This is a genomic window from Sphingomonas panaciterrae (assembly GCF_036890205.1).
GTDB classification, from domain to species: Bacteria; Pseudomonadota; Alphaproteobacteria; order Sphingomonadales; family Sphingomonadaceae; genus Sphingomonas; species Sphingomonas panaciterrae.
Genome location: NZ_JAKNQR010000007.1, coordinates 11,960 through 38,951 on the forward strand (window position 1 = coordinate 11,960; position 26,992 = coordinate 38,951).

Sequence of the window (26,992 nt, forward strand, 5' to 3'; positions counted from 1 at the left end):
ATGACGCCCCGATGTTGTTAGCCTGGGGGCGCCGTTAGCTTCGCAACCTGACAGGAACCTGTCAGAATGGGCCATGCGAATCCTTCTGGTCGAAGATGAAGCCGCGCTGGCCGAGCGCGTCGTCGCGAACCTCGCGCGGCACGGCATGACGTGCGAATGGCTGGCCCAGGGCGAGGATGCGCTGGATTTCGCCAGCGACGGCTTCACCGTGCTGGTGGTCGACGTCGGTTTGCCCGGCATGTCGGGGATCGAGCTGGTGCGGGCGCTGCGGGGCAAGGGCATCGCCACGCCGATCCTGATCCTGACCGCACGCAGCGGGTGGGAGGAAAAGGTCGAGGGGCTGAACGCGGGCGCCGATGATTTTATCGTCAAGCCGGTGCGAACGGAGGAGCTGGTCGCCCGGATCCACGCGCTGGCGCGGCGTGCGGCGGGGCATAGCGCGACCCGGATCACCGCCGGGCGGATCGCGATCGACACCGCATCGGGCGAGGCATGGCTGGACGACCAGCCGGTGCCGCTGACCGCGCGCGAATTCCACCTGCTGCAGCTGCTGGTCTACAATGCCGGGCGCACGCTGACTCGGCAGAGCATCATCGACAGCCTGTATCCGCTGAGCGAGGAGCGGGACGAGAATGCGATCGAGGTGCTGGTCGGCCGATTGCGGCGCAAGATCGGCCGCGAGCATGTCGTGACGGTGCGCGGCCTCGGCTATCGGTTCGCGGCATGAGCCAGCCACTGCACAACAGCCTGCGGCTGCGGCTGATCGTCGGGTCGGCGCTGGGCGTGATTCTGGCGGTGCTGCTGGCCGGGCTGTTCATCGGATATTTGTATCGCAGCCACACCACCGACCGTTTCCAAACCGAGCTGGATCACCATCTGGGCGAGTTGGTGGCGCTGATCGACTTCGATCCGCAAGGGCGCCCGGTGGTGCGACAGCCGCTGTCGGATCCGCAGTTCAACGTCGGGCGATCGGGACTGTACTGGCAGGTTGACGGGCCGCGGGGGAGCGCGCTGTCGCCCTCGCTCTCCGACGGGCTGCGGCTGATCCCTGCCGCGGATGAGGCGTGGCATCGCGGGCGGGCGGGCGCGGAGGAGGAGGTGCTCCAGCGCAGCGCGCGCGTGTTGCGGGACGGGCAGCCATTGACCGTCACCATCGCCTCGGCGCAGCACCTGCTGGAGGAACAGGTGGACCATTTCCGGTTCGACCTGACGCTGTCGATGACGGTGGTCGGCCTGTTGCTGCTGGGCGGGGCGGCGCTGCTGGTGCGGTTCGGCCTGACGCCGGTTCGCCGGCTGGGTGAGGAGGTGGACCGGTTGCGCAACGGCGAGATTGAGCGGCTGGACCCGCACGTCCCGGCCGAGTTCGAGCCGGTCGTCACCCGCTTCAACGCGCTGCTGGAGGGACAGGCGCAGCTGATCGCGCGGGCAAGGACGGAATCGGGCAATCTCGCGCACAATCTGCGCACCCCGCTGGCGTTGATCACCGCGGAGGCCGAGCAACTGGAAAACGCCGGCCAGACGCAGAGCGCGGCGTTCCTGCTTGAACGCTGCCGCATGATGCAGCGGCAGATCGACTATCACCTTGCCCGTGCAGCCGCGGCGGGCACGCGCGGGGCGGGGACGCGGACCGCGGTCGCGCCGCTGCTGGTGCGGATCGTGGAGGCGATGCAGCGCCTCCATGCCGATCGCGGGATCAGGGTCGTGATCGACCTTCCCGACGGGCTGCGCCTGCCGTGCGACAGCGGTGATCTGGCCGAGATCCTGTCCAACCTGATCGACAATGCCTTCAAATGGGCGCGCAGCACGATCACCGTGGCGGGCGGGGATGACCGGATCACGATCAGCGATGACGGGCCCGGCATTCCCGCGGCGCAGCGCGCGCTGGTGACCAACATCGGTATCCGGCTGGACCCGGCGACGCCGGGGACCGGCCTTGGCCTGGCGGCGACGGCGGACCTGCTGCGTTTTTATGATGCGACGCTGACGCTGGACGATGCGCCGCACGGGGGGCTGAGCGTTACCGTCCGCTTTTGAACGTCTGCGTCGCGCGTCGGTGCTGCGCCGCGCTTCAGTGTTGCTCCTTTGTGACAGCAGGTAGCAAATCGCGTCGTGCCGCCGGAACCCATGCTCCCGCAATCGCGGTCGCGGCGTTTTCCCCGCCACACGGACAAAAGAAGCCAGAACGACAGAAAGCCAGCACGACAAAAGGGAGGAAGCCATGCAACGGTTCGCTCTTTTCGCAGGTAGTTCGACGGCGGCGCTCGGCGCCCTGATGCTTCCCGCCATCGCGGTAGCGCAGACCACCCCAGACACGACCCCCCAGACAGACCAAACGGCCACGGCCCAAGCGCCCACCCCCCGGACGGTCGCGGCGACAACCGAAGAAGACCCGGGCGACATCATCATCACCGGGTCGCGCATCGCGCGGCCCGCGGTGGACAATCCGCAACCGACCACCACCGTCGACGCCGCGACGATCAACAACCGCGGCTACCCGGACATCGCCCGCGCGCTGAACGAGCTTCCCGGCTTTGGCGTGCCCGACAGTTCGCTGGTCGGTGACCAGGGCAACGGCTTTGGCGTCGGGCAGAGCTTCGTCAACCTGTACGGGCTGGGATCGCAGCGGACACTGACGCTGGTCAACGCGCGGCGGTTCGTGGGTGCGAACCCGGCGACGATCTTCTCATCCGGCGGCGCGGGCACGCAGGTCGACCTCAACACCATCCCGACCAAGCTGATCCAGCGGATCGAGACGATCTCCATTGGTGGCGCGCCGATCTATGGCGCCGATGCCATCGCGGGCACGGTGAACATCATCCTGCGCAACGATTACGAAGGGTTGGATGTCGACGGGCAGGTCGGGATCAGCCAGCGCGGCGATCTGGGCAACCAGCGCGTGCGCCTGCTCGCGGGGAAGAACTTTGCCGACGGGCGCGGCAACATCACGGTCAATGTTGAATACAATCACGATGACGGCCTGTTAGGCAACAAGCGCGAGATCATCCGGCGGCAGCTGGGCTTTATTGCGCCTGCGCCGGGCACGTCGCCCTTCAACCAGATACTCGTGGAAAACACGCGCACCTATCTGGGCACGCCGGCGGGCATTCCGTTCATCCGCGATGCCGCGCGCCTGGTCCCGGCCACCGCGGGCGGCACGACGTCCGTTGTCCGCAATGCGGCGGGGCAGATCCTGGGTTTCGATCGCAACAGCAATCTGGTGCCGTTCAACATCGGAACTCCGACGCAGGACCCCACCACGTTTCTGGGTGGTGACAACCTGAACTTCGCCGACATCACCAACGCCCGCGTGAAGGATGACCGGTTCAACGCGGTGGCGCTGGCGAAATTTGACTTTTCGGACCGGATCACCGCCTTCGGCGAGGCGTGGTATTCCCGGAACAAGGCCACCAATCTCGCCGGTCAGCCGGTTTATAACACGGCCTTCTTCAGCGCGAGCGACCCAGGCGCCTTTGACGTCAACGGCAATTTCATCATCCCGCTGAACAATCCATTCCTGACGCCGCAGGCGCGGGCATTGATCGTCCAGAACCTGACCGCGGCGGGGCTGCCCGCGGGCGACACGGACGTTTTCTACCTTGGGCGCGCCAATACCGATCTCGTGTCGGGCGTGGCGCGGCTGGACCAGGAGATGTACCGCTTCGTCGGCGGGCTGCGCGGCGATTTCTCGCTCGGCGAGCGGGTGTTCAACTGGGAAGTGTCGGCCAATTACGGCCGTACCAACAGCCGGTCGAGCCAGCCCTCGCTGGTCGAGCCGAACCTGCGCCGCGCGTTGAACGCAGGCTTCGATGCCAATGGCAAATTCGTCTGCCTGCCGTTCAACCCGGACCCGACCAACCCGGCGTCGCCGCCCAATGTGCCGCAATATAACGGCACCATCTCCACCAGCTGCGCGCCGCTGAACCTGTTCGGTAGCGGCGCACCGAGCCAGGCGGCGCGCGATTATGTGACCACCAACGCGCGGACGGAGGCGATCACCTCGCAACGCGATTTCCTGGCGACGCTGACCGGGCCGGTGTTCAAGCTGCCGGGCGGCGATTTCGCGATTTCCGTCGGCTATGAGAACCGCCGCGAATTTTCCCGCTTCTCGCCCGATGAATTCTACACCGAGGCGCTGGGCCGCTCGATCCCGATCCTTCCGGTGCGCGGGTCGTACACCACCAACGAAGTGTTCGGGGAGTTCCGCGCCCCGCTGATCGGGCCTGATCAGAACATCCCGCTGATCTACCAGCTGGAGATCAACGCCGCAGGCCGGTATGTCGACAATTCGGTCGCTGGCGGTGATTTCACCTGGACGGCGGGCGGCCGCTGGGCCCCCGTTGACGGCTTTGCGGTGCGCGGCAATTACACCCGCGCGATCCGCGCGCCGGCGGTGACGGAATTGTTCGCCGCCGACCAGCCGGCGTTCGATGGCGGGTTCGATCCGTGCGATTCCCAGAACCTGACCAGCGGGCCCAACCCGGCGGTGCGCCAGGCCAATTGCGCGGCGGCCGGGCTGCCAACGGATTTCTCGTCGCTGATCAACTCGGTCACCGTGCCGATCACCGTGCTGGGCAATCGCGGACTGCAGAATGAGAAGGCCAATTCCTGGACCGTCGGCGGAGTCCTGACGCCCCGCTTCCTGCCCGGGTTTGCGCTGTCGGCCGATTATGTGAACATCAACCTCAAGAACACCATCGTATCGTCCAGTGCGACCGACGTGCTGAGCGGCTGCTACGACGCAACTGATTATCCGGACAATTTCTATTGCAGCCTGATCACCCGCGATACGACGCCGGGCGAGAGTTTCGGCCAGGTGCTGACGCTGGATGAGCCATTCATCAACCAGGGCGGGCGTCGGTTTGAGGCAGTGATTGTCGAGGCGAGCTATCGCCGCACATTTGGCGAGATCGGGGTCAATGCCACGGTCAATTACCAGCATCTGATAAAGCAGGAGAACCAGATCAACTCGGCGACCCCTTGGGTTAGCGATCGAGGGGAGATCGGCCAGAGCATCGACCGTTTCAACGTCAATCTGACGCTGGATCGCGGGCCGATCAGCTGGTTCAACCAGGTGCAATATACCGGCCCGGCGGTGTTTAACGCGACCGATACGCCAACCACGCGCGAGTTCCGCGGGATCGGCAGCTACGCGATCTGGAATACCGCGATCATCATCCGTGCGAGCGACAATTTCGATTTCCGCTTCAACATCGACAATGTGACCGACCGGGGCGTCCCTTTCCCGGCGACGGCAGGAGCGGGGACGCTCAACACCTATTACCAGGGGCTGGTGGGCCGGGCGTTCCTGATGGGGGCGAACGTCCATTTCTGATGGGACGGGAGAGGGGCGGGAAAGCCGCCGCTCTCCCCCGCCCTGTGCGTCAGAACAGCGGCGCTGCCATCGTCAGCAGATTATCGAAGAAGCGGCGCGGCAGCGATCGGGCGGTGACGCCGCCGGGGGAGATCTCGATCGCATCCGCCAGCCAGCGGCGCTGGTGCGCGCTGACCGCCTCGGCCAGTTCGGGCGACTGGATTAGCATGTTGTTCTCGAAATTGAGGTCCAGGCTGCGGCGATCCATGTTGGCGGACCCGACCAGCACCAATGCCCCGTCCACCACCAGTGTCTTCGCGTGGAGCAGCCCGCCGCGAAATTCGAAGATGCGGGCACCGGCCCGGGCAAGGACGGGGTAATAGGCCCGGCTGATCGCGCCGGTGATGAAGCTGTCGTTGCGATTGGGGAAGATGATGCTGAGGTCCACTCCGCGGCGCGCGGCGGCGACAATCGCGTCGAGCAGCGGGGGATCGGGCGCAAAATAGGGTGTGGTGATCACCACGTGATGCGCGGCGGCCGCGAGCACAGCGGCGAAAATGTTGGTCATGGTGGAGGCGGGGGACAGGGGGCCGGTGCCGACCGCGATGGCGGGATAGCCGTGACGCGGCGTGAGTGGCGGCTGGTCCGCGAACACGGCGGCCATGTCCTCCCCCTTTTCAACCATCCAGGCCGAAGCGAAGATCAGTTCCGCCTGGCGGACCACCGGTCCTTCGAAGCGGAAGAGGATATCGACCCAGGGAGCAAAGCGGCGCTTGGGCAGGAAGGCGGCGTCGGCGCAATTCTGACTGCCGCACCACCCAATGCGGCCGTCGATGACCGCGATCTTGCGATGGTTGCGAAGATCGGTGCGGTGGCCGGCGAGGAAGCCGATCCCCCAGGGGACCGTGAGCGAGGCGCATAGCCGCGCGCCCGCCGCGCGCATCGCCGCCCATTGGGGCGAGCGGATCAGCGAGCGCGAGCCGATCGCGTCCGCGACGATGCGGCAGGTGACGCCGCGCTGCGCCGCGCGGCAGATCGCATCGGCGACGCGCGAGCCGTTATGGTCGGTCAGCCAGATGTAGAAGGACAGATGCACGCTCGACCGGGCGGCATCGATATCGGCGACGACACGGTCGATCGCTCTGTCGGCATCAGGCGCGACCCAGGGCGCGGTGGCGGTCGACAATGGCCAGCCGCTCGCCGTCTCACAGGTGCGAAAAGCGTTGCGTGCCACCGCGGAGGGCGGGTCCGGGGCTGGCGGCGGGGCGTGCTCAACCAGCGCGCGGTGGACGAGCCGCGTACGGCGACGAAGGCGCGGCGACACCCATGGCTCGCCAAACAACAGGTAGAGTATGGTTCCGATCGTCGGCAACGCGACCAGCAGCAGCAGCCACGCGGCGCGGGCATAAGGCTCCCGCCGCTCCAGCAGCACGGCGCGCGCCACCACTGCGGTATAGACCGCGACCAGGATCAGCCATGGCGCCCAGCCGAGATGGTTCATCCGCCCTTCGCCGCGTCGGCCGAACGCCAACCGCGCCAGCCTACGCCTGTTTGCGAGGCGGGCGCCATCCCGTGTTGATGCGGATGGTCACTGTGCCGGGTCCGCCGAACGACCACGCCGGCGCCGCCAGCGCAACAGGCCGGTGACGAACAGCGCGGTGGGCGCCAGGCCGATCAGAACCGCGAGAATGCGGCCGACGACCCCGCCGGCTGATCCATCATGCAGCGGGCGCACCCAGGCATTGATCGCGGTGCCGAGACCGCCATCACGCACATTGTGCAACGCGACGATGCGCGCGCTGCGCTGATCGACGAAGACATAGCTGCCGGGAAAGCGGCGGTGCGGGTCGCCCGGCACCTGAATGCGGACGCGGTACGGCACGGCGGGATCGCCCGGCACGTCGATGAAGGCGAGCCGGGCATCGGGCACTGCCGAACGGACGCTGGCCAGCGCGCGGGTAATCGGCAGCGCCGGTCCGCTGCCGGCGATCGCTGGCGGCTCCGGCACCGTTGCGGGCGACAGCAGCGCCGCCTTAACCGCCGGCAGTGCGAGGATGACGCCAGACGCCACAAGGATCAGCAGCAAGCCGCCGCTTCCCACCCCGACGAGCCGGTGGATGTCGTTGAGCCGGCGGATCGGCGGTGCGTTGCGACGGAACGCCAGCGCCTTGCGCCAAGACCCGCGCGGCCACCAGGCGATCAAGCCGCTCAACAGCAGCACCAGCATGATGACGCCCGACCAACCCACGACCTGTGCGCCCACGTCCCCCGCGAGGAGATGCATGTGCAGTTCGTAGAGCCAGCTCATCAGATAGCCGCCCCACGGTGCGACGCGCAGGATGCGGCTGCCATCGGCGGAGAACCACACCATTAGCCGTGGTGGGTGGCGCACCGTACCGGAAGCAGGCGGATAGTAGCGCGCGGGGATCGCGCCGCCGATGTCCGTCACTTCGAACGACCATTTGCCCGCCGGATCAAACCGCGCGGCGCGCCCCGTCGCCAGCGCGCGGTCCCACACCGGCGACGTCCATCCCGGCGCGGGTGCCCGGTGCTCCACCTGCGTTTCGGGATGCAGTACCGCGTCGATGCCGACATAGAAGACCAGCGCCGATCCGGTGAGGCTGATCACGGCGAACAGCAATCCGATCGTCAGCCCCAGCCACAGGTGGATACGGCGCGCGGCCGACCGCCAGGGCTGCCGTCCCGCCGTTACGGTCTGCGTTCCTGTGCGGGACACGGTCAGAACCGCGCGCGGATCGCGCCGAACAGGCTGCGCGGATCGGCCGGCGCGTGCAGCCGCTGGGTGCCGTCGTACCAGACATATTCGTAGTGATCATTGGCGAGGTTGCGCACCTGCGCGGACAGCTCCAGCGCGTCGTTCAGCCGATAGGCGAGTTCCGCGGTAAGGTGGAAATAGCCGCCATAGCGCCCCTGGTCGTTGGCGGTGGTGAGTTCATAGGAGGATTGCCCATTGCCCCACAGCGAGGCGCGCCACGGCAGGCTCGTTGGGGCCCATTCAACGCCTGCGGTGACGACGTTCTGGGGAACGTGATCGATCGCATTGCCCGCGGTGAGCGGTGCGACGGGATCGGGCACGCGAATGACCGCCCTTTGATGCGACCAGCTGGCCCAGGCGGACAGGCCGGGCAGCGGGCGGACTTGTGCCTCCAGGTCTAGACCCCGGCGGCGGGTTGCGCCGAGATTGTCGAATTCACCGGAGGGATCGTTGAGCCGCCGGCGCAGCTCGCCACTTGCCGTCTGCTGCCAGATCGCGGCGCGCGCGGTCAGCCAGCGGCCGTGCGACAGCTTGATGCCGCCCTCCCACCCTTCGTTGATCGAAGGCGCCACATCGCGCACGCGCGGCGGCACGACAAAGGCACCGGAGCCCGCGCCGACCTGAAAGGTGCGACCGTAATTGGCGTAAGCGGTCAGCCCGCGGGTGGGCGTCACCGCGACCGACAGCTTCGGCTGGCTGATCGTGCCATAATCGTTGACCGGCGCGCGCGCGTCGTTCAGCCGGTTCAGGAAGTCACCGTCGACCCGGTCAATCCGCCACGCCGGGGTGATCGTCAGCCACGGCGCCGGGGTGACGATCGCCTGAACATAAGCGCCGCCCACCGTGAGGTCGAAATCCTGGTCGCGCGTCGGTGCGGTGATGATCCGCCGGTCGGTCGTCCAGCGCAGGCTGCGATTGTGTTGCCATTGCACGTCGCCCCCGGCCTCCGCCATCAGCCAGCCCGCGGCATGCCAGTGCACGCCGGCGACCACGCCATAATGCTGTTCCTGCGTCAGCCGGCGCTGCTGCGCGACATTGGCGGAGAAGCGCACGTAGCGATCGTCATCGTTGGTCGTCGCATAGCCGACCGCGGTCAGTGACAGGTCGCGCGCCAGATCGGCGTCGAGGTGCAGGCTGTACTGGCTGAGATTGCGGGTGCCGCCGTCGGTCTCAGACACGGCATAGGATCGCCGCCGGTCGGTATAGGCGTCGGCATCCGTGAGGTAGCCGGGCTCCTCGGCCGTGCTGCGGCTGTGCCGAGCGATCAGGCCGACCCGCGCGCCGCCCAGATCGTAGAACCACTTGCCCGCCAGCGTCAGCCGGTCGAGGTCGGCGTGATCCCGGTAACCGCCCGTCCGGCGATAGGAGAGCGCGACATTCTGGCTGAGGCGGCCGGTTTCGACGCCGGCGGCGAGCTGCGCGTCATAGGTGCCGAACGCGCCGGCGATGCCGCGCATGTCGAGGTAATTGCCGCCGGTGCGCGTCTTGATATTGGCGCTGCCGGCGATGGCATGGAGGCCCCAGCGCGGGTCGGACGTGCCACGCACCAGCTCCACCGCGGCGATATCGAGCGGGGCCACCAGGTCGATGAAGTCGATCCGGCCGGCATTGTCGTTGGACGGGACGCCGTCGATCAGCAGCTTGACGGCGTTGATCTCGCCCTCACCGTTGAAGCCGCGGATCGAGAAGCGGCCCGATGTCGTGCCCTGGTTGAAATCGGTCAGCACCACCCCGGGCAGGCGGGCGAACAATTCCCACGCGTTGTCGACATTCTGCCGCTGGGCAAGATCGCCGCCGAGGACATCGACCGAGGTGAGCACATTGGCGGTGGAGCGCGCCATATCGCGCGCGGTGACGACGATGGCATCGTCGCCGATCGCAATATGGGTGTCGCCGCGCTGGGCCGGAGCGGCATCGGGAAGGGCAAGGACGGGGGAGGGAGCGGCGACGCACAGGGCGGCGCCGCCGAGCAACAGGCTGCGGACCATGACAGGACTTTCTTGCTGACGAGGGCCTGCCGGGCACGCGACGCGGCAGGGACGCCGCCGCGCGAAAGCGAGGCGGCAGTGTCGCCGGCCGGTCGATCCGGTCGGCGCGTCAGATCAGCAGCGGTGGTCCGCGCAACGGAGGGCGCAGGTAGAGGGCGGCGCGCGGCAGGCGCCGCACCATCGGGCGAAGCGCCTGGCCCGCCACGATCGCCAGCGCGGCGACCAGCAGCACGGCATCGACCGCACCCAGGAACTGCGTCGAAAGCCCGGCAAAGGCGCAGGGCATGTCGCCCGCGCCACCATCCTTGGACGAGTCACTGCCGGGCGTGGCATGACCCATACCCGGGATGACGATCTCCATCGTCTGCGGGCCGAAGCCCGAACAGACCGCGACGGTGATGCGCCCGTCGTCGGGAACGATCATGTAGCCGCTGGGGACCAGCACCTTCAGCAGCAACGCCGCGGCACAGATCAGCACCGGAAATAGGCGTTGCGCCAACAGATTCCGGATCGCCCCCACGACACCGTGGGTATCGCTTGCGTGCGGCGGTGTCACTGGGACATTTTGTCGCGGGGGGATAATCAGGTTGGGAAACGGGCGTCGCCGGGTTCAGCCAGTGAGTTCCTGCCGGACGATCTGCGCGCCAGCGCCCAGCGCCTTCAGCTTGCCCTGCGCCACGGCACGCGGCAGCGGGGCCATGCCGCAATTTGTGGCCGGATAAAGCTTGTCCGCATCGACGAAGCGCAGCGCCTGGCGCAGCGTGTCGGCAACCTCCTGCGCGGTTTCGACCTGTTCGGTCGCGACGTCGATCGCACCGACCATCACCTTCTTGCCCCGGATCAGTTCCATCAGATCCATCGGTACCCGCGAATTGCGGCATTCGAGCGAGATGATGTCGATGCTCGATTGCTGCAGGCGAGGGAAGGTTTGCTCATATTGCCGCCATTCGGAGCCGAGCGTCTTTTTCCAGTCGGTATTGGCCTTGATGCCATAGCCGTAGCAGATATGCACCGCCGTCTCGGCGGTCAGCCCCTCGGCGGCGCGTTCCAGCGCAGCGATGCCCCAGTCGTTCGCCTCGTCGAAGAAGACGTTGAACGCCGGTTCGTCGAACTGGATGATGTCGACTCCAGCCGCCTCCAGCTCACGCGCCTCCTGGTTGAGGATGCCGGCAAATTCCCACGCCAGCTTCTCCCGGCTGCGGTAATGCGCGTCGTACAAGGTATCGATCATCGTCATCGGGCCGGGGAGGGTCCATTTGATCGGTTGATCGGTCTGCGCACGCAGATAGCGGGCATCATCGACGAACACAGGACGGGGGCGCGACACGGGACCGGTTACCGTGGGCACGCTGGCATCGTAGCGATCGCGGATGCGCACGGTCTCCCGACGATCGAAGTCGACGCCGTTCAGATGCTCGATGAAGGTGGTGACGAAATGCTGGCGGGTCTGCTCGCCGTCGCCGATGATGGTGATCCCGGCCTGGCGCTGGTCATCCACCGCAAGCCGAAGGGCGTCGCGCTGCGCGTCCGCCAGTTCGGCATTGGCGAGCTTCCACGGCGACCAGAGCGTCTCCGGCGTGGCGAGCCACGCGGGCTTGGGCAGACTGCCGGCGGTGGTGGTCGGCAACAGGGTCGTCATCATTGTGTTCCTTGGGTGAATGGGGGTCACAGGCCGCACGTCGCCGACCATTGTTCGAGCATCGCGCCATGCGGGCGGATGACATGTTCCTCGGCAAAGCGGCCCTGCGCGACGGCGAGGCGGCTGCGTTCCTCGCGGTCGTAGGCGATGCGCGTCAGCGAATAGTCCTGCCGCGTCAGGCTGGGCCGATAGTCATGCGCGGCGACCGAATTGGCGTTGTAGATTTCCGGCCGGTAGATCTTCTGGAAGGTCTCCATCGTCGCGACGGTGCTGGCCAGTTCGAGATGGGTATAATCGTCGAGCAGCCGGCCCTGATGGTAGAAGGCGAGCGGGGCGGCGGCGTGCGGCGGCATGAAATAGCGCACCGCGAGGCCCATCTTGGCGAAATAGCTGTCAGTCGCGGAGTGATGCTCGCAGCGATACTCCACGCCCAGGACTGGGTGGGAGTTGGTGGTGCGATGATAGACCTCGCGGCTGGAGACGCTGAGGCAGAACACCGGCGGCTTGCCGAACTGGTCGCGATAGGCGCTGGAGGCGAGGAAATGGCGGAACAGCTTGCCATGTAACTCGCCGAACCCCTCCGGCGCACCGCCGCACGAGCTGCGCCGCTGGTAATCGGGCAGGCGGATGCTGAAATCATAGTCGCGGATGTAGGAGGACAGGCTGTTGCCGGTCATGGCGTCGGTCCACGCGCCGCTCTGCCGGTCGAGCACCGTAGTCGCCAGCATCTCGATCAGCGGCAGGCCGACCGGGTCGCCATCGGTGATCGCCAGGTGTGCGGAGACGATGCGCAGCGCGAGGGCGTAGCGATCACCGCCGGAATTGTCCCAATGCATCAGTGCGTTGAAGCGATTGTCGATCATCCGCAGCGTGTTGCGCAGGTTCTCTGCCCGCGCCTCGCCCCGCGCCAGATTGGCGAAGTTGGTGGTCAGCCGCGTGCTGTCGCCGGGCTGATAATCCTCGTCAAAGGGGATGCTGCTGGTCGTGAACGTGAAACCGCTGTTCGTCATGACTCACCTGCTGTTGTACGAACAGGGGAGCCAGAGGGAGCGCGCACGTCATCGATGGTCCGGGATGGCAGTCACCATCCACGGTTCTCCGGCGCGATCCACCGGAGGAACCCCCGTCCGAGGAACGTTATCGCGTCGGAGGCAGGTCTCCTGGCTTGCGGGTCATCACGGCAGTTCCGGCCTTCCCGGGCCCGTTGCAGGGCCCAGTGACACAAGATGGAACTGCCGCTCTCCGCTCACAGTTGCGGGGGCAGCGCCGGAATCCGCCCTTCTGGAACGTCACCGGCTTCCCGTCTTAGCCCCATCGCCACGCCTGGGATGGGGAACCTCGACAGGGCCGGTTGAACATCATCCAACCAGCCCTGTCAATACCGATATAAAGATATCTTTATATCGTGATGTCTGTCGCAGGCTGAGCCCGCGGCTTCATCAGAAACGAAGGCCGATGCCCGCCACGAGCTGATGCCGCTGGGGACGGAATTTGGCATAGGTGATGCCGTCGTCGAACTTGTCGCTCGAATAATTGGTGAAGACGTATTCGAGCTTTCCATAGACGTTGTTGGTGACCATCACCTCGCCGCCGGCACCCAGATGGAAGCCGCCGTGATTGTCCTTAAACCGCACCCGTTCGTCATCTACGAAATCCTCGGCCTCGAACTTCAGCTGGCCGTTGGAATAGCCGCCCTTGAGATAGACGACGCCCTGGTCCGTGACGTAGCCGGCCCGTGCGCCGACGGTGAAATTGCGTCCGCCCTTCAGACAGTCACGCTCGCCGAACGGGGTGGTGGCGCAGTCCTTGATGGACGATCCCTCGACCCCGACATAGCCGCCAACCAGGAACCGGCTGTCAGTGACATAGTCATAGCCGGCTTCGATGCCGTAAGTGACACCGCTCTTTCCGTTCTTCTCGGAAATATCGATCAGAGGGTCGCGCAATCCGGTCTTGAACTCACCCCGGTCCCAGCCGAACCGGGCTTCGACGCGACCGCTGGATTGGATCGCCCCGGCGGATTGCGCCGCAGCGGGCGCAGCGATGAGGATCGCAAGCGCGGTCCCGATGAGATACTTCATATCGCCTCACTCTCTTTGGCCGGATCACTCTTTACCGACACCCGCGACATAAGCGCGGCCCAAGTCACGGGGTATCGGGAGAAGCACGTATCGCGCGGCGCAAGTTCGGCATCGCGCCGCCGAAACCGATCAGAAGCGAAAGCCGAGTGTCGCCATGACGTTGCGCGGCGCGGCCATGAAGCAGTCGCCACGCGCCAGGCAGGAGGCGAAGGCGCGTTCGTCGAACAGATTGGTCGCGTTGACCGCGAGACGCCACTGGTCCCAGCTGACCTCCGCCAGCGCGTCGACGGTAGTACGTGCGGGCGTCACGATCGTGTAGAGCGTGCCGGGCGCAATCGCGGGGTTGAGGGCATAAGGATCGAGCGGGCCGGTCGACTTGCTGTTGCCGCTGTAGACGATGCCGGCACCGAGCCGCAGCTGCGGACCGTCCGCGCTGGTCGCAAAGGTCTTCGTCGACCACAAGGATGCGGTGTGCCGCGGCATGTAATCGAGGCTGGTGTTCACTTCCGAATCCAGCTCGCTGTAGCCGTAGTTCAGCAGCAGTTCGAAATTGCCCGGCAGCGTGTGGCTGGCCTCGAATTCGAACCCCTTGGTCGTGAGCTCGCCGGACTGAGTGGTCACGTTGTTGGCGAGGTAGAGGACGCGGTTACGCTCCTTGATGTGGAATCCGGTGACGGTGACGAGCGTGGTGGGCGCGGGCTGCCACTTTACGCCGGCCTCATATTGCGTGCCGGTCTGCGGTCTGAACGGATTGCCCGGAACACCGCCCGGTCCGGACAGGCGGCCGGCGATCGGCAGGAAGCTTTCGGTATAGCTGAAGAAGGGCGAAATGCCGGCGCCGATCTCCCCGATGATGCCGGCACGGAAGGTGGTCGCGTTGTCCTCCTGCCCCGACGAATTGGTGACATGGTCCCGGCGGGCGCCGACGATCACGGAGACGCGGTCGAACAGGCGGATCTGGTCCTGCACGTACACGCCAAGCTGCTTTTGCGATTCATTGACGAACGGACCGGTCGGGTCGTAGGTCAGCAGTGCATCGTAATCGATGTCATAGAGGTCGACGACCTCCAGCGCAGGCGACAGCGCCACGCCCCGCTTCCCGACCTTGTTCCAGCTATAGTCCAGCCCGACAAGCAACGTGTGTTCGACATTGGCGCCGGTGTTGAAAGTGAACTGCAGATTGTTGTCGGTCGAGAAGACGTTCATCCGCGCGTCGCTGGCATCAGCGGTGAGGCCGATGTGGCGACCGTCGGTGCCATACACCGAAAAGGGATCGGTCGGGTTGGTGTAGCTGTCGGCATAATGGGTGAAATATTCGAGGTCGCTGTCGATGTAGCGCGCCTTGAGGCTGAGCCGGACATTGTCCGAGAAACGGTGCACCAGCTGCCCGCCGCCCTGCAGTGAGCGTCCGTTGTAGCGATCCCACCCCGCCTTGCCGACGAACGTATAGGGATCGAGCCGCGCGCCCGGATTGGCCGGATTGGGGCGGAAGGTGCCGACGATCGGCAGGAACTGCGAGGTCGAGCCGGTATCGTCCTCCTGGTACAGACCGGTCAGAATGATGTCGGTCGCGGCGGTCGGCTGCCAGCGGATCGATGGCGCGATCATCACGCGGTCATCGGGGACGTTGTCGACGTAGGTGTCGGCATCGCGCACGCGGCCCACCAGGCGCACCGCCAGCGTATCGGTGACGGCAAGGTTGACGTCGCCCAGCGCTTCCTTGCGGTTGTAATTGCCATAGACGAGGTTGAGTTCGCCGCCGGTGCGAAATTCCGGCACCTTGGACACCAGATTGACGAGGCCGCCGATCGACCCTTGGCCGAACAGCACCGAGGCAGGCCCGCGCACGATTTCCACACGGGAGAAATTATACGGGTCCGAGGTGATGCTGGCGTAATAAGAGAAGATGTCGCGCATGCCGTCGCGGAACTGCAGCGCATTGATGCCGCGCACGTTGAACCCGTCGACGCGGGTGTCACGGCCATAGGGGTTGGCGAGCACGCCGGCGGCGTATTTCACCGTGTCGCTGATGTTGATCGCGCCCTGCGACAGATAGGTGCCCGAATCGATGATCGTCAGCGGCTGGGGCACCTGCGTCAGCGGGGTTTCGGTCTTGGTACCGGCATTGCTGCCCACGACGACGATTTCGTCCTCCGGCGTCGTGGCCGCGTCGTTCGCCTGGGTAGCGGCGGGGGCGGGGGCGGCGGACGGGGTGAGCTCAGCCTCCTGCGCCAGAGCGGCCTGGCTCAGCAGCGCGCTTGCTACCCCCGCCGCTACGATCAGTTTCGCCATGTCCGCCCTTTCGAGAAATGTAATCATTCGTTGCCGGCGCCCTCTAAATGCGTGCGAAAGATTATCAATAGCATTTTTCTTGCCATCGGCGGATCGTGTTTCTATTCGCTGCGCCATGGCCGAGCCGACCCCTTCAGCGCAGCCGAGCGACCGCCAGCGATGGGCGCGAATCCTGCTCGCCGGGCCGGGCGCCATCATCGTGACGCTCGCGCTGCTGGCCGGCATGCCGCTGTGGCTGCCGGGCGGCGCAGCGGGGATCGACAACCTGGCGATTCCGCTGGTGATGGCGCCGCTGATCTGGGCGCTGCTGTTCTTTCACGCCTGCCTTGATCGTAACCTGACGCGAGTCGCGCTGGTCGCTGGCGCATTGCTGCTGGTCCATGGCGGACTGGTCGCCACCCGCATGATGGCCGGGCCCCCTGCCGCGGAGAGGAACCCATGATTCAACTGAGGAAGGATCAGACCAAGGCGATGGTCGCAGTCCACGGCTGGTCGGGCATCCTGCTCGGCCTGCTGTTGTATGCGGTGGTGCTGACCGGCACGGCGGCGGTGTTCGCGCACGAGATCGGCGCCTGGTCGGCGGGCCATGTGGCGACCAAATCCTCCTTCGCGCAGCCGGTTGACGCCACGCTGCGCCGCCTGACCGCGCAGACGCCGCGGCAGTATCAGGAAGCGGTCAACATCTGGGAGACCGGCGACCATGGCCTGGGCGTGTTCTTCCACCGGCATGAGACGGGCGCTGACGGAGTTCCGACCGAGGCCGGCGTCTTCTACCAGCTCGACCATCAGGGGCGGGTGCTGAACGCCACCACCGGCAATATCGACGACCTGTTCGGGCCGCGCAACGACGATGCGCTCAGCACCTTCCTGGTCGACACGCACGTCCGGTTGCATGTGCCCAACCCATGGGGGCTGGTGCTGACCGGCATCCTGGGGCTGGCGATGCTGGTCGCCGCCATTTCCGGCCTGCTGATCCACCGCCATTTGTTCAAGGACATCTTCACCCTGCGCCGCGGTGCCAAGCCGGTGCTGGCGACGCGCGACCGCCATAGCGTAGCGGGCACGTGGAGCCTGCCATTCGCCTTCGTGCTGGCGTTTACCGGCAGCTTCTTCTCCTTCTACGGCACGGTCGGGCTTCCGGTCGTCGCGACGGCGGCGTTCAGCGGCGATGTCGAGGCGCTGCAGCATGCCGTCTTCGGCAATCCGGGCACGCCCGATCCGCGCCCGGCGGCGAGCGGCAACCTCGACCGGATCACCAGCGATGCGATCCGGCGCACGGGCGAAGTGCCGACCTTTGTCGCGATCGAGAATTTCGGCCGCAGCGACGCCACGGTGACCAGCTATCACAATCCGCGGGAAGGCGACCTGGAGCCGGTCGCGCTGCTCTACAATGGTGCCACGGCCGAGTTCATCCGCGCCAAGCCGCAGGTCGGCGCGGGCCCCTCCGCCGGGGGGACTCTGGTCGGCATCATGGGGCCGCTCCATTTCGGCAATTTCGCGGGGCTGTTGTCCAAGGCGATCTGGTTCGGGCTGGGGTTTGCCATGTGCTACGTCACCTATACCGGGATGCGGCTGTGGGTGGTGCGGCGGCATGAGGATGCGCGGTCGCTTGCGTGGCTTGAACGGACGCTGACCGTGGTGGGATTTGGCCTGCCGCTGGGGCTGGCGGTGGCCGCGGCCGGCTTCCTCGTGACGATGCCGCACGGCGGCGCGGTCTATTGGACGACGACCGTCTTCCTGATCGCGTCGGCAGTGGCGATCATCGCTGGCGTGGTGGCGCGCAGCAACGATGCGTTGATGCTCATGCTGAAGGGTGCGACCGGCCTCGTGATGCTGATGCTGCCGCTGCTGCGGCTTGTCGCTGCGGGCGGGCCGGGCTGGACCGCGGCGATCGCATCGGGCCAGGCGGTGATCCCCGCACTTGACCTGGCCTTTGTCGTTGCTGGCGGCTGGCTGCTGCGGGGGTGCTGGCAGGCGCGCCCGCTGACGCTGCCCGAGCGGCCGCGGCGGATGGAGGCGGTGGAGGCGTGAGCACGCTGGCGCTTGCCCTCGTCGCACTGGCGCTGTCGGCGCCCGCCGTCCTTCTGTTGTGCCGCGACGATCCCAAGCGCCGCCGCGCCGCGGGGCAGGGCGGGGGCGCGACCCGGCGGGCACGATCATTGCTCGCGGCCTGGGCCTGTGCGCCGGCGCTTGGCTGTATCGCGCTGGGCAACAGCGCGGCGTTCATGCTGTGGCTTGGCGGCGCGGCGCTGCTCGGCTGGCTGGCGGCAGGGAGCTTTGCGCGGTCAGCAAGGTGAAGGCGCCGGGCACCTGCACTTAACGGCAGGTTAGCGGCAATACTCTCAAACAAGTCCATTGGTTTCCGTCACTTGCGGCACAGTTCTGCAGAGAACAGTGAAGTCAGGCCATGGAAACCACTGCGCATCTGCGGCACCAGGCACGTCGGCGCCGGCCCCTTTGCGGGGGTCTGCCCTGCGCTCCCTCGACCACCGGCCGCGGCATCAACGGTGCGGCCAATAACTGACGTAGCTTGAGCAACCTCCCTGTGTGTCCTCCTTACCTGCGACGGTGCCGCTGCCCCGGCACCAACGCAGCGCGCTGTTTTGGCGCGGCACGATACTGTCGTCGACACGGCCAGCCACTGGACCTTCCACCCGCCTGCCGGGTTCTCCTCGGGCCGAACAAGGGAGTGATTGATGAAAACGCGCAATGCCGTGATCGCCGCAGGGCTGCTGGCCGGGGTCGTGACGACGGCCGCGATGTTCGCCGGGCGAAAGACGGGCGTGCTGGACAAGACACTGGATCGTGACGCGGTCGACTGGATCGACGAGACAACCGGCGCGCGTGAGGCGATCGGCGACACGGGAACCAGCCTCGTCGAATTCACCAACCATCTTGGCGCGTCGGTGAGCTTTGCCGCGCTCTACCCACCGCTGCGCCGTGCCTTTCCGACGGTGCCGCCGGTGATCCTCGGAACACTGTATGGCACCGGGCTTTATGTGGTGAACATCGCCGGGATCGCGCCATTGCTCGGCATCACCGAGGGCGAATTCGCTGCCGGCCCGAAGAAGGCGGCGGAACGGTGGTCGCTGCATGTCCTCCAATCGGTCACCACCGCGCTGGCGATTGAACGGCTGGCCGACGATCTGCCCTGAGGCTGCCGTTCAGCTCCGGGCGCTTATGCCGCTGGGAACAACAGGTGACAGGTGGCGATGAAGATCATGATCTGCGCCGGGATCGCGGCGCTCGTATCGCTGGGCGGCTGCGCCTCCACACGTCCGGTGGAGGGGCCGGTGCGCCTGGGGCAAATGGCCTATGTCGACGGGCCGCGCGTCCGCGTGGACGAGGTGATTGAGGACAGTCGCTGCCCCAGCGACGTGCTGTGCGTATGGGCGGGGCGACTGATCGTGCGGGCGACCGTGTTCGGCGGCGGATGGGAGAAACAGATCAGGATGACGCTGGGCGAACCGGTCCAGGTGGCGGATGGCGCGCTGACGCTCGTCGCCGCCACGCCCGTGCCGACGCGGCGCAACCCCACCGAGAGCCCGGAGCCTTACCGCTTTACCTTCGCCTTTCAGGGCGGCTTCTGAGGCGAGTTGCCGGCCGCGACGTCATCTGGCGGGGAGCGGCTTAGCGGCGGCAAGCTTTTGGGTGCGATCGCGCAGCTGTGAATAGATCGGCTTTCCGCCGAGCCAGTACACGGCCAAATTCGCGGCGAGGCAGGTGGTGAGCAAGGGCAGCGTGAGCGTGTAGGCGTCCGTCAGTTCCAGCGTCAGCACCACGCCGACCAGCGGGAAGCGGACCGAGGCGGTGAACAATGCGCCCATCCCGCGCATCATCGCCGTCGAAGCACGGCGGCCAGGATGACGGCCATATAAGTGTCGGTCCGCCCGGCGAACTGGCGCCGCGTTTCCTCGATCACGAACAGCACGCCGGCGACCGGCGCGTCGAAGGCGCAGGTGAGGACTGCCGCCGCCCCGGCCGCGATTGTGTTGTTTGCCGACCAGCCCCAGTGTTGTAGGAGCGCCTGTCAGTAATCACATCAGCGGAGTCGTCCCGTCATGTCGCTGCGACTTCCCCAGGGACTTGGGCCTTCCGCGGCGCCGGACCGGCTGAACCAAGCGTTCCAGCACGAGATCGCAGCGGAAAAGGCAGCGTCGCTCGGTCGGTCGGGGAAAAAGCTGGCCGCCACGCTGGCGCAGCTACGCAGTGCCGCCGACGAGGGTGATCGCGCGACGCTGATCAAGAACGCTGCCGAGGCGCGCATCACTATTTCATCCAGCGCGAATTGTGTGGCTTGTTCGTCCACCAGTCCATCATCGACGACTACGATATCCCGCGAGAAGTATTGGCGCAGATGGGTGCTCGCTAAGGTCAGGCTATAACTTGCCGACGACCTTGGCAGCGGCATTTGACTCGACGGCGAGCGCCTGGGCGTAGCGCGCCGGTTGGGCGGGGGATTTCCAGCGCAGCGCCTGCATGATCCCGGCGAGGTCCTGGCCGCTGGCGAACAGGTCCTGCGTCAGCCCGACACGCGTTGAGTGCGCGGTGAGGCTCGCGCGCCAGATGTCGAAATCGGCGCTGTCGATCATCCCCAGCAGCCCCGCCGCATGGGCCGCGTCCAGCATCGCCCTATATATAAGAGTCACGGATTGCGCGGAGAGGGCGGCGCCGACGCTCCAGATATCGGCGCCGGACTTGTCACGCGTCCGATGGAGGCGGCGAAACAGCGCGCCGTCGCTGCGCCCGCCACATGCCGCGCGCCACTCTCTCAGCGCGGTCATCGTCCGGGCGGAGAGATAAGCATATGCGCCCGCGCCCTCCTGATCTGCCTTGGAGCGCGGCACGAACAAGCGGCCGCCGCCCGCGCCACCGCGCTCCACATGCGGCCAGCGGATCGCGACGATCTCCGAGCGCCGCAGGCCGGTGTCGAACGCAAGGCTGAGCAGCGCGCGATTACGCTGGCCCGGCAGATCGTCGCCGGTCGCCGCCAGCATCGCTTCGACGCAGACGCCGACTGGCCCGGCGGCCGCCAGCGGATCGGCAACCTCGCCGCGGAAACGCAGCCCGCGCGCCTGCCGCTGCCGCACCCCCAGCGCGCGCCGCTGCGCCTTCAGCTCAAGACGGACACGCTCGGTACGGGTGGGATCGGGTTGGTCGGCCAGCGCATGCAGCCGCGCGATCGACGCCGTATAGCGCGCCAGTGTGGCGGCCTTCTTTCCGTGATCGGCCTGATCGGCGAGGAACGTCGCGACGGTCGCCGGCAAGGCGGGCAATGTCATTAGTCCGCGTGCGGAACACCAGCTGGCGAACACGCGAATGTCGGCGCGCAGCGCGCGCCACGAATTGGGGCTCATCGCGCGGCGCGCCGCATCGATCACATCGGCGTCGATCGCAACGATGCCCGATCCGGTCACGTCATCGGCAAATGGCAGCAACGCGTTCATTGCGGTCGATCGTGCGCGACGATGCGCGTCCGGTCAACCGCACTAGCGATAGCGGACATTATCGCTAGTGCGCTGTTGCTGCTTCTCAGCGCTCTCGCACGCGTAACATTACGGATCAAAGATCGGCGACGATCACCCAAAGCTGCGGCGCGAAGGAATCGATCATCTTCCGGGCCGCCGGGCCGCTCGCTCGGGCTTTGTTATATAGGAGTGAAGTCCGTGCGCGCTTATGCCCTTGTCGCTGCCCCGATCCTGCTGTGGAGCGGCGCCGCCGAGGCGCAGCTTGCATCCAACGTGACCGGCGAGTTGCAGGTTAAGCTTCTCGTCACTGCATCGTGCGAGGTTTCGGGATCGTCCAGCGACGGCATCGGCAGTGCGCTTCTCGATTTCGGCTCAACCCAATTGCTGCTGGATGCAATCGATGAGGACGCCGGCACATCGGGCCCGAATGCATTGGAGGTGCTCTGCAACCCCGGCGTCACCTATTCGGTGACCTTTGACGCGGGGCGACATGCCACGGCGATCAGCGATCGCGCGATGCAGCTTGAAGGCGGGACCGAGCTCGTCCGATACCAGATCTATTCGGATGCCGCCCGGGCCAACATCCTGTCGACCCTGTCCGGAACAGGCACCGGGACGCCCGAAGCAATCCAGGTATTCGGCCGTGTGCCGGCACAGGCTGCGCCGACGCCCGGCACCTACCGGGACGTCGTCACGGTTACGGTCTCGTTTTGAAAGGTTGGACGATGCGCCTGCAATCGGCATCCCTGCTCCTTGCACTTGGCGCGACACCGGGGACAGCGCAGACCGCGCTTCGCGTTCAGCCGCTGACGGTGGAGGTGACATCGCCAGCGCAGGCGTCCGCCGTCAGCGTGCAGAATCGTGGCGCTCGTCCCATGAACCTGCAAGTCCGCGTGTTCGATTGGACCCAGGTGAACGGCCAGGATCAGATCGCCCCCACGACCGAGGTTGTCGCGAGCCCCCCGCCATGACGATCCCTCCGGGCGCCAGCTACACCGTCCGGATTGCGCGAACCGCCGGCCCGGTCGCCATGGGTGAAAGGAGCTACCGGCTCTGGATTGACGAGCTTCCGCCGCCTGCCGGGCAGATGCCGTCGGGCGGCGGTGAGGTGGATGTCAGATTGCGCTACGACCTGCCGGCGTTCTTCCGCGACGGTGATCCGCAGCCCGCACTCGCCTGGCGGGCATATCGCTCGGGCGGGCAGTTGGTGATCGAGGCGACCAACTCCGGCCGCAGTCACGCCCGCATCGATAATCTGCGGCTCGAGGGCGCCCAGGGACCGATCAGTTTCGGGAGCGGCCTCAACGGCTATGTTCTCCCCGGCGCCACGCGGCGCTGGGTCGCCCCCGCCGGGGCGGTGCTTCCGACTGCGGATAGCAATGTGACGCTGGTCGCAGGAGTCGGCGGTCGTGAGATCAGGCAAGCGACCACGATCGCCACCCGGTGAGCGGTTCTTTTGTGGGATCAAGGTTGCCGTTGCCACCTGTCTCATCGTGGTATCGGGCGGTGCCGCCGCCGCACAGGAGACCCCGGCGACGCAGGACGTCGAACTTGTTCTGGCGGTGAGGGTGAACGGCAGGGTCTCACCGTTCTTGTGGCAGGTGACCCGCCTTCCGGACGGAGCGCTGGCAATGACGGCGGAGCGTTTGCGACTGCTGGGGTTCGATCTGCGCCGCCTGGGTATCCCGCCGGGCGAGCAGTTGGTGAAGCTGGCCGACCTTCCGGGTGTCAACGTTCAGTACCGAGAGTCCACGCAGTCGCTGTCGTTCGAGGCGGGCGACAAGGCGCTGGTTCCGGTCGTTCTTGACGAGTCCGCGCTTCAGCCACCGCTCAATCCGGACAGCGTCGAGACGAGTACCGGCGCGGTCCTCAACTATAATCTCTTCGTCGATGGCTCGCGCGCGGGGCTCCATGCGACGGGCCAATACGACTTCCGCTTCATCAGCCGGTACGGCGTTGGTCAGACCACCGGCTTTGCCAATTGGCGCCCGCCCAGCAAGGGCGGCTTCGAACATGTCCGGCTCGACACGCAATGGCGCTATGTCGACGTGCGCCGCGTGCTGGCGATGACCGTGGGCGATACGATTGCCGATGGAGGGCAGCTCGCCACCGCCTATCGGATGGCGGGCGTGCAGATCCGCCGCAACTACAATGAGCGGCCCGATCTGGTCGCCACCGCGCTGCCGGTCCTGACCGCCTCCGCCGCTGTCCCCTCGAGCGTCGATTTGTACCTGAACGGCCTGCGCTATTTTTCAGGGCAGGTCGGACGGGGCCCGTTCGAGTTCCGGTCGCTTCCCAATCTGGGCGGCGGTGCGACCGCGACGGTGGTGCTGACCGATGCCAGCGGCCGCGAGACCAAAATTACCAAACCGCTGTTCTTCGTCCCCAACCTCCTGCCGAAGGGTCGGATCGGCTTCTCGCTCGAGGCGGGTTTTCCGCGGCGAAACTACGGGACACGGTCGTTCGATTATTATCCGGATTTCGCCGCGTCGGGCACGGTCGCTTACGGCGTTTCCGACCGGCTGACCGTGCTCGGCCATGTCGAGGGTACGCGCGACCTGTGGAATGCGAGCCTGGGGGGCATCACCCGGCTGGGGGACTGGGGCTCGCTTACCGCCGGGCTCGCCGTCAGCCGCTTCCAGGGCAGGATCGGCATCCGGCGTCGGATCGACGTTCAGGCTCGGGTGGCCGGGATCAACCTGTTCGGTGGCATCGAGGATGCCGGCAGCCGCTACCAGGACATCGCCAGCGCGACGCTGACGCGCGAACAACTGACCAATCGCTCGCCCGACCTGGTCGTCGCACCGGATCCGACGCTCCCGGCGCTTCTGTCATTTTCCCGGCGGGTGGAGCGGTTCGGCGCCAATTTCTCCATCCTGCGCACCGGGGTGAACCTCAACTACGCTCATGCCCGGCTGGGGGATGATGACCTGCGGATCGCGAGCCTGTCGCTGTCCCGCCCCGTGTTCAGGCGCTCGTCGATCTGGATCAACGGGTACAAGGATTTCGGGAGCGGTCGCGACTGGGGCGTCTTTGCCGGCATCACCTTTCCGCTGGGGCGCAGCGGATCAGCCTCCGCCTCCGTCTCGCGGACAGACCGTGGCGCGCGGCTTCAGACGCGGGCTTGGCGCTCCCCGGGGGTCAGGCGTGGATCGTTCGGCTGGACCGTGACCAGCAACCAGGCGCTGTCCGGGCCGAGCGACACCTATCGCGCCGCCAATGTCGCCTACCTTGCCCGCTTCGCCACGCTGGAGGCGGGGATCGAGCAATATGGCGGCGACGTCCACGCCACCGCTTATGCCGAAGGCTCGATCGTGGCCATGAACGGCATTTATGCCGCCCCGCGCATCGACACGAGCTTTGCCGTGGTCACCGGAGCCGGAGCCAACACGCCGGTGTTGTCGAATACCAAGCTGGTGACGCGGACGAACAAGCGCGGCGCGGCGCTGGTGACGGACCTTGATCCGCTGCAGCCCAACACCGTATCGATCGACCCCACCCTGCTGCCGGTGGATGTGCGGCCGGCCCGTACCGACGCGGTGGTGGTGCCCGCGCCACTTGGCGGGGTGGTGATCGATTTCGGCGTGGCGCGCGAAAATAGCGCGGTCGTGGTCCTCGTCGATGCGGCGGGGCGTGTTCTGCCGGTGGGCACAACCGTCACGGTGCGGGGCGGCGGCGAGCCGACGGTCGTCGGCTATGACGGGCGGGTGTATCTCACCGGACTGGGCAGCACAAACGAGCTCGACGTGCAGATCGACGGGGGCGGCACCTGCACCGCGCAGTTCGATTATCAACCCGCCGAGGGCCGGCAGGTAGAGATCGGGCCGGTCACATGCCGCTAGGGTCAGCGAAGCGGCGCCTGACTCCTGCGGCGTGCCGCTGTCTGTGGCTGGCGATCATCGGCGCTATCCTCGCGATCCTTCTCGTCCCGCAGGAAGCGAAGGCCAACGCCTTTTGCCAGGCCGATCAACCGACGCTCGATATCGGCTCGGCCCTTACGGCACGGGGGACGATCAACTGGACCTGCACCAACTTCGACCCCACCCCCGTCGCCTTTACCTTGTGCGCCGCGATCGGCACGCCAAGCTATCCGGGAACACCGCAGCAGCCCAAGATGATCGGCAGCTCTCCCATCTTCCTGGACTTCAACGTCTATGTCGACAGTGCCGGAAACGAGCTGTGGGACAGCAGCACGCTGCTGACGGCGAACGTGGCCATTGCCGCCAATGGCAGGACATCCGGCACCTTCACCTATTACGGGCGAATACCCCCCGGACAGGCCGCGCCCCCGGGCACCTATTCGGCCTTCTTCTACAATACGTTGATCGGCATTCTCACCACCGGCACAAGCATCTGCCAGCGTAACGCGCCCGATTTTTCAGGGATTGACGTGACGCTGAGCGTGCGCGCCACGTTGATCGAGGCATGCACGCTCGGCACGATCGGCGACATCGACTTCGGCGAGCTGGCGGGCTTTCGCGACCAGATCGATGCGGCGGGATCGGTGCAGCTGGTGTGCCCGCCGAACCGCGGCTGGACGCTCAGTTTCGATGGCGGGCGCCATGCCGCGGGGACCGAGCGACGCATGCAGGATGCGGACGGCAACCTTGTTCCCTATCGACTGTACCGTGATGCCGCGCGCACCGACACGATCGCGATCGACGGGTCGGTGACGGGTGCCGGCACGGGCGCGGCGCAGACCGTTCCGGTCTATGGCCGGGTGGAGATCGGCGCGCTGCCGCCGGTGGGGCAATATTCCGATTTCGTGGTGGTCACGCTAGGTTTCTAGCTGGTTGCGACGCCCTCGTGCGAACGCTCCAGCGCGCGGCCATAGGCATCGCGGCCGGTGGTGCGCGTGAGGTAATCCCTAGCCGTCGGGCTGAGCGTGAGGTCGCAATGACGCTGCCCGAGCATGAAGGCGTATGTCACGGAAATATCTGCCGCGGTGAACCTGTCCCCGGCCAGGTAAGGCGCCTCAGCGAGCCGCCGCTCGACCAGCGTCACGCGTTTCCGGAGGGATTGCAGGCACCATCGCGCGGCCCAATTGTCGCGCTCCGCCGGCGGCGCCATGAAGCGGCTGACGATGGCGGGCATCATCAGCGTCGCCAGCCCCGCCTCACCGAGGTGGAGGAACTGCTGATAGGCGGGAAAGCCGGGGTCATGCGGCGCGGGGGCGAGCGGCGTCGGGCCGTGGCGGGCGAGCAGATATTCCATGATCGCGATCGATTCGACCATCGTCACCGGACCGTCCTGCAGCACGGGGATATAGTCGGCCGGGTTGAGGGCCAGGAACCGGGGGTCGCGTTCTTCGGCCAGCATGTCGACCTGCCGCACCTCATAGGGCAGGCCCATTTCCTCCAGCAGCCAGACGACCCGGATCGAGCGCGAAATCTGTCCGCCCCAGATGGTGATCATGCGTCGTCCCTTCCGCCGTTGC

26 protein-coding genes and 1 riboswitch are annotated in these 26,992 nt (G+C 66.4%); of the genes, 14 read left to right on the forward strand and 12 right to left on the reverse strand.

Going from position 1 to position 26,992, the window contains the following annotated elements:
- The first annotated feature begins 73 nt into the window (after window positions 1-73).
- The 3 genes from L8F96_RS14615 to L8F96_RS14625 all read left to right on the forward strand — a co-directional run bounded on the left by L8F96_RS14615 (window position 74) and on the right by L8F96_RS14625 (window position 5,332).
- A complete protein-coding gene (locus L8F96_RS14615; protein WP_334656397.1) occupies window positions 74-727 on the forward strand; it encodes a response regulator transcription factor in 654 nt (217 codons plus the stop codon).
- Window positions 724-2,034: a sensor histidine kinase gene (locus L8F96_RS14620; protein WP_334656398.1), complete on the forward strand. Its 1,311-nt coding sequence runs from the start codon at window positions 724-726 to the stop codon at window positions 2,032-2,034. Before L8F96_RS14615 ends, L8F96_RS14620 begins: the two co-directional genes overlap by 4 nt.
- A gap of 184 nt (window positions 2,035-2,218) precedes the next feature.
- Window positions 2,219-5,332 (forward strand): TonB-dependent receptor domain-containing protein, encoded by a 3,114-nt coding sequence (locus L8F96_RS14625; RefSeq protein WP_334656399.1) that lies wholly within the window; start codon window positions 2,219-2,221, stop codon window positions 5,330-5,332.
- A gap of 49 nt (window positions 5,333-5,381) precedes the next feature.
- On the opposite strand, the gene cls is transcribed toward L8F96_RS14625, so the two are convergent.
- The 8 genes from cls to L8F96_RS14665 form a co-directional block, all read right to left on the reverse strand.
- Window positions 5,382-6,842, reverse strand: a complete 1,461-nt coding sequence (gene cls / locus L8F96_RS14630; protein ID WP_334656400.1) for a cardiolipin synthase — start codon at window positions 6,840-6,842, stop codon at window positions 5,382-5,384.
- Between the two features lie 57 nt (window positions 6,843-6,899).
- On the reverse strand, window positions 6,900-8,048 hold the full coding sequence (locus L8F96_RS14635) for a PepSY-associated TM helix domain-containing protein (protein ID WP_334656401.1): 1,149 nt from the start codon (window positions 8,046-8,048) through the stop codon (window positions 6,900-6,902).
- A gap of 2 nt (window positions 8,049-8,050) precedes the next feature.
- Window positions 8,051-10,075: a TonB-dependent receptor gene (locus L8F96_RS14640; protein WP_334656402.1), complete on the reverse strand. Its 2,025-nt coding sequence runs from the start codon at window positions 10,073-10,075 to the stop codon at window positions 8,051-8,053.
- A gap of 109 nt (window positions 10,076-10,184) precedes the next feature.
- Window positions 10,185-10,574, reverse strand: a complete 390-nt coding sequence (locus L8F96_RS14645; RefSeq protein WP_334656404.1) for a DUF2946 family protein — start codon at window positions 10,572-10,574, stop codon at window positions 10,185-10,187.
- Window positions 10,575-10,685: 111 nt separating this feature from the next.
- Window positions 10,686-11,714, reverse strand: coding sequence for a methionine synthase (locus L8F96_RS14650; RefSeq protein ID WP_334656405.1), 1,029 nt, complete (start codon window positions 11,712-11,714; stop codon window positions 10,686-10,688).
- Between the two features lie 26 nt (window positions 11,715-11,740).
- Window positions 11,741-12,724, reverse strand: coding sequence for a putative oxygenase MesX (locus tag L8F96_RS14655; RefSeq protein ID WP_334656406.1), 984 nt, complete (start codon window positions 12,722-12,724; stop codon window positions 11,741-11,743).
- Window positions 12,725-12,847: 123 nt separating this feature from the next.
- Window positions 12,848-13,070, reverse strand: a riboswitch (cobalamin riboswitch).
- An 83-nt stretch (window positions 13,071-13,153) separates the two neighbouring features.
- Window positions 13,154-13,795 (reverse strand): outer membrane protein, encoded by a 642-nt coding sequence (locus L8F96_RS14660; protein ID WP_334656407.1) that lies wholly within the window; start codon window positions 13,793-13,795, stop codon window positions 13,154-13,156.
- 129 nt (window positions 13,796-13,924) lie between these two features.
- Window positions 13,925-16,087: a TonB-dependent siderophore receptor gene (locus L8F96_RS14665; protein WP_334656409.1), complete on the reverse strand. Its 2,163-nt coding sequence runs from the start codon at window positions 16,085-16,087 to the stop codon at window positions 13,925-13,927.
- A gap of 115 nt (window positions 16,088-16,202) precedes the next feature.
- On the opposite strand from L8F96_RS14665, the gene L8F96_RS14670 reads away from it, so the two are divergent.
- From L8F96_RS14670 to L8F96_RS14690, 5 genes are all read left to right on the forward strand, one after another.
- Complete coding sequence (locus L8F96_RS14670; protein WP_301091987.1) at window positions 16,203-16,529, forward strand: hypothetical protein; 327 nt, start codon at window positions 16,203-16,205, stop codon at window positions 16,527-16,529.
- Window positions 16,526-18,118 (forward strand): PepSY-associated TM helix domain-containing protein, encoded by a 1,593-nt coding sequence (locus tag L8F96_RS14675; protein ID WP_334656410.1) that lies wholly within the window; start codon window positions 16,526-16,528, stop codon window positions 18,116-18,118. The genes L8F96_RS14670 and L8F96_RS14675 overlap by 4 nt, the downstream gene beginning before the upstream one ends.
- The gene (locus L8F96_RS14680) at window positions 18,115-18,384 is read left to right on the forward strand and encodes a hypothetical protein (protein ID WP_334656411.1); all 270 of its coding nucleotides are present in this window, start codon (window positions 18,115-18,117) and stop codon (window positions 18,382-18,384) included. The genes L8F96_RS14675 and L8F96_RS14680 overlap by 4 nt, the downstream gene beginning before the upstream one ends.
- A 399-nt stretch (window positions 18,385-18,783) precedes the next feature.
- Window positions 18,784-19,242, forward strand: coding sequence for a hypothetical protein (locus L8F96_RS14685; RefSeq protein ID WP_334656413.1), 459 nt, complete (start codon window positions 18,784-18,786; stop codon window positions 19,240-19,242).
- A gap of 51 nt (window positions 19,243-19,293) precedes the next feature.
- On the forward strand, window positions 19,294-19,677 hold the full coding sequence (locus tag L8F96_RS14690) for a hypothetical protein (protein WP_334656414.1): 384 nt from the start codon (window positions 19,294-19,296) through the stop codon (window positions 19,675-19,677).
- A 21-nt stretch (window positions 19,678-19,698) separates the two neighbouring features.
- Here the strand turns inward: L8F96_RS14690 and L8F96_RS14695 are convergent, their stop codons facing one another.
- A complete protein-coding gene (locus L8F96_RS14695; RefSeq protein WP_334656415.1) occupies window positions 19,699-19,914 on the reverse strand; it encodes a chloride channel protein in 216 nt (71 codons plus the stop codon).
- An 8-nt stretch (window positions 19,915-19,922) separates the two neighbouring features.
- Complete coding sequence (locus tag L8F96_RS18620; RefSeq protein WP_417158993.1) at window positions 19,923-20,075, reverse strand: chloride channel protein; 153 nt, start codon at window positions 20,073-20,075, stop codon at window positions 19,923-19,925.
- Window positions 20,076-20,148: 73 nt separating this feature from the next.
- On the opposite strand from L8F96_RS18620, the gene L8F96_RS18665 reads away from it, so the two are divergent.
- Window positions 20,149-20,472, forward strand: coding sequence for a hypothetical protein (locus L8F96_RS18665; RefSeq protein WP_334656416.1), 324 nt, complete (start codon window positions 20,149-20,151; stop codon window positions 20,470-20,472).
- Here L8F96_RS18665 and L8F96_RS14705 read toward each other — a convergent pair.
- Window positions 20,467-21,534, reverse strand: a complete 1,068-nt coding sequence (locus L8F96_RS14705) for a tyrosine-type recombinase/integrase (RefSeq protein WP_334656417.1) — start codon at window positions 21,532-21,534, stop codon at window positions 20,467-20,469. The genes L8F96_RS18665 and L8F96_RS14705 overlap by 6 nt on opposite strands.
- Before the next feature lie 219 nt (window positions 21,535-21,753).
- Between L8F96_RS14705 and L8F96_RS14710 the strand changes: the two genes are divergently transcribed.
- From L8F96_RS14710 to L8F96_RS14730, 5 genes are all read left to right on the forward strand, one after another.
- Window positions 21,754-22,269, forward strand: coding sequence for a Csu type fimbrial protein (locus L8F96_RS14710; RefSeq protein WP_334656418.1), 516 nt, complete (start codon window positions 21,754-21,756; stop codon window positions 22,267-22,269).
- Window positions 22,270-22,280: 11 nt separating this feature from the next.
- A complete protein-coding gene (locus tag L8F96_RS14715; protein WP_334656419.1) occupies window positions 22,281-22,526 on the forward strand; it encodes a fimbria/pilus periplasmic chaperone in 246 nt (81 codons plus the stop codon).
- Window positions 22,523-23,002 carry a fimbrial biogenesis chaperone gene (locus L8F96_RS14720; protein ID WP_334656420.1) on the forward strand — a complete coding sequence of 160 codons (480 nt, stop codon included), beginning with the start codon at window positions 22,523-22,525 and terminating at the stop codon, window positions 23,000-23,002. Before L8F96_RS14715 ends, L8F96_RS14720 begins: the two co-directional genes overlap by 4 nt.
- Before the next feature lie 184 nt (window positions 23,003-23,186).
- On the forward strand, window positions 23,187-25,397 hold the full coding sequence (locus L8F96_RS14725; protein WP_334656421.1) for a fimbria/pilus outer membrane usher protein: 2,211 nt from the start codon (window positions 23,187-23,189) through the stop codon (window positions 25,395-25,397).
- Complete coding sequence (locus L8F96_RS14730; RefSeq protein ID WP_334656423.1) at window positions 25,388-26,344, forward strand: Csu type fimbrial protein; 957 nt, start codon at window positions 25,388-25,390, stop codon at window positions 26,342-26,344. Before L8F96_RS14725 ends, L8F96_RS14730 begins: the two co-directional genes overlap by 10 nt.
- Here L8F96_RS14730 and L8F96_RS14735 read toward each other — a convergent pair.
- On the reverse strand, window positions 26,341-26,970 hold the full coding sequence (locus L8F96_RS14735; RefSeq protein ID WP_334656424.1) for a glutathione S-transferase family protein: 630 nt from the start codon (window positions 26,968-26,970) through the stop codon (window positions 26,341-26,343). The genes L8F96_RS14730 and L8F96_RS14735 overlap by 4 nt on opposite strands.
- Window positions 26,971-26,992 lie beyond the last annotated feature (22 nt).

What these genes read in the sequence shown, in the direction of transcription:
- L8F96_RS14725 (WP_334656421.1), top strand. Translation starts at nt 23,187, where the DNA reads ATGACGGCGGAGCGTTTGCGACTGCTGGGGTTCGATCTGCGCCGCCTG.
- L8F96_RS14640 (WP_334656402.1), bottom strand. Translation starts at nt 10,075, where the DNA reads ATGGTCCGCAGCCTGTTGCTCGGCGGCGCCGCCCTGTGCGTCGCCGCT.
- L8F96_RS18665 (WP_334656416.1), top strand. Translation starts at nt 20,149, where the DNA reads ATGTCGCTGCGACTTCCCCAGGGACTTGGGCCTTCCGCGGCGCCGGAC.
- L8F96_RS14665 (WP_334656409.1), bottom strand. Translation starts at nt 16,087, where the DNA reads ATGGCGAAACTGATCGTAGCGGCGGGGGTAGCAAGCGCGCTGCTGAGC.
- L8F96_RS14655 (WP_334656406.1), bottom strand. Translation starts at nt 12,724, where the DNA reads ATGACGAACAGCGGTTTCACGTTCACGACCAGCAGCATCCCCTTTGAC.
- L8F96_RS14730 (WP_334656423.1), top strand. Translation starts at nt 25,388, where the DNA reads ATGCCGCTAGGGTCAGCGAAGCGGCGCCTGACTCCTGCGGCGTGCCGC.
- L8F96_RS14625 (WP_334656399.1), top strand. Translation starts at nt 2,219, where the DNA reads ATGCAACGGTTCGCTCTTTTCGCAGGTAGTTCGACGGCGGCGCTCGGC.
- L8F96_RS14705 (WP_334656417.1), bottom strand. Translation starts at nt 21,534, where the DNA reads ATGAACGCGTTGCTGCCATTTGCCGATGACGTGACCGGATCGGGCATC.
- L8F96_RS14660 (WP_334656407.1), bottom strand. Translation starts at nt 13,795, where the DNA reads ATGAAGTATCTCATCGGGACCGCGCTTGCGATCCTCATCGCTGCGCCC.
- L8F96_RS14650 (WP_334656405.1), bottom strand. Translation starts at nt 11,714, where the DNA reads ATGACGACCCTGTTGCCGACCACCACCGCCGGCAGTCTGCCCAAGCCC.
- L8F96_RS14685 (WP_334656413.1), top strand. Translation starts at nt 18,784, where the DNA reads ATGAAAACGCGCAATGCCGTGATCGCCGCAGGGCTGCTGGCCGGGGTC.
- L8F96_RS14620 (WP_334656398.1), top strand. Translation starts at nt 724, where the DNA reads ATGAGCCAGCCACTGCACAACAGCCTGCGGCTGCGGCTGATCGTCGGG.
- L8F96_RS14670 (WP_301091987.1), top strand. Translation starts at nt 16,203, where the DNA reads ATGGCCGAGCCGACCCCTTCAGCGCAGCCGAGCGACCGCCAGCGATGG.
- L8F96_RS14615 (WP_334656397.1), top strand. Translation starts at nt 74, where the DNA reads ATGCGAATCCTTCTGGTCGAAGATGAAGCCGCGCTGGCCGAGCGCGTC.
- L8F96_RS14720 (WP_334656420.1), top strand. Translation starts at nt 22,523, where the DNA reads ATGACGATCCCTCCGGGCGCCAGCTACACCGTCCGGATTGCGCGAACC.
- L8F96_RS14675 (WP_334656410.1), top strand. Translation starts at nt 16,526, where the DNA reads ATGATTCAACTGAGGAAGGATCAGACCAAGGCGATGGTCGCAGTCCAC.
- L8F96_RS14715 (WP_334656419.1), top strand. Translation starts at nt 22,281, where the DNA reads ATGCGCCTGCAATCGGCATCCCTGCTCCTTGCACTTGGCGCGACACCG.
- L8F96_RS14695 (WP_334656415.1), bottom strand. Translation starts at nt 19,914, where the DNA reads ATGGGCGCATTGTTCACCGCCTCGGTCCGCTTCCCGCTGGTCGGCGTG.
- L8F96_RS14735 (WP_334656424.1), bottom strand. Translation starts at nt 26,970, where the DNA reads ATGATCACCATCTGGGGCGGACAGATTTCGCGCTCGATCCGGGTCGTC.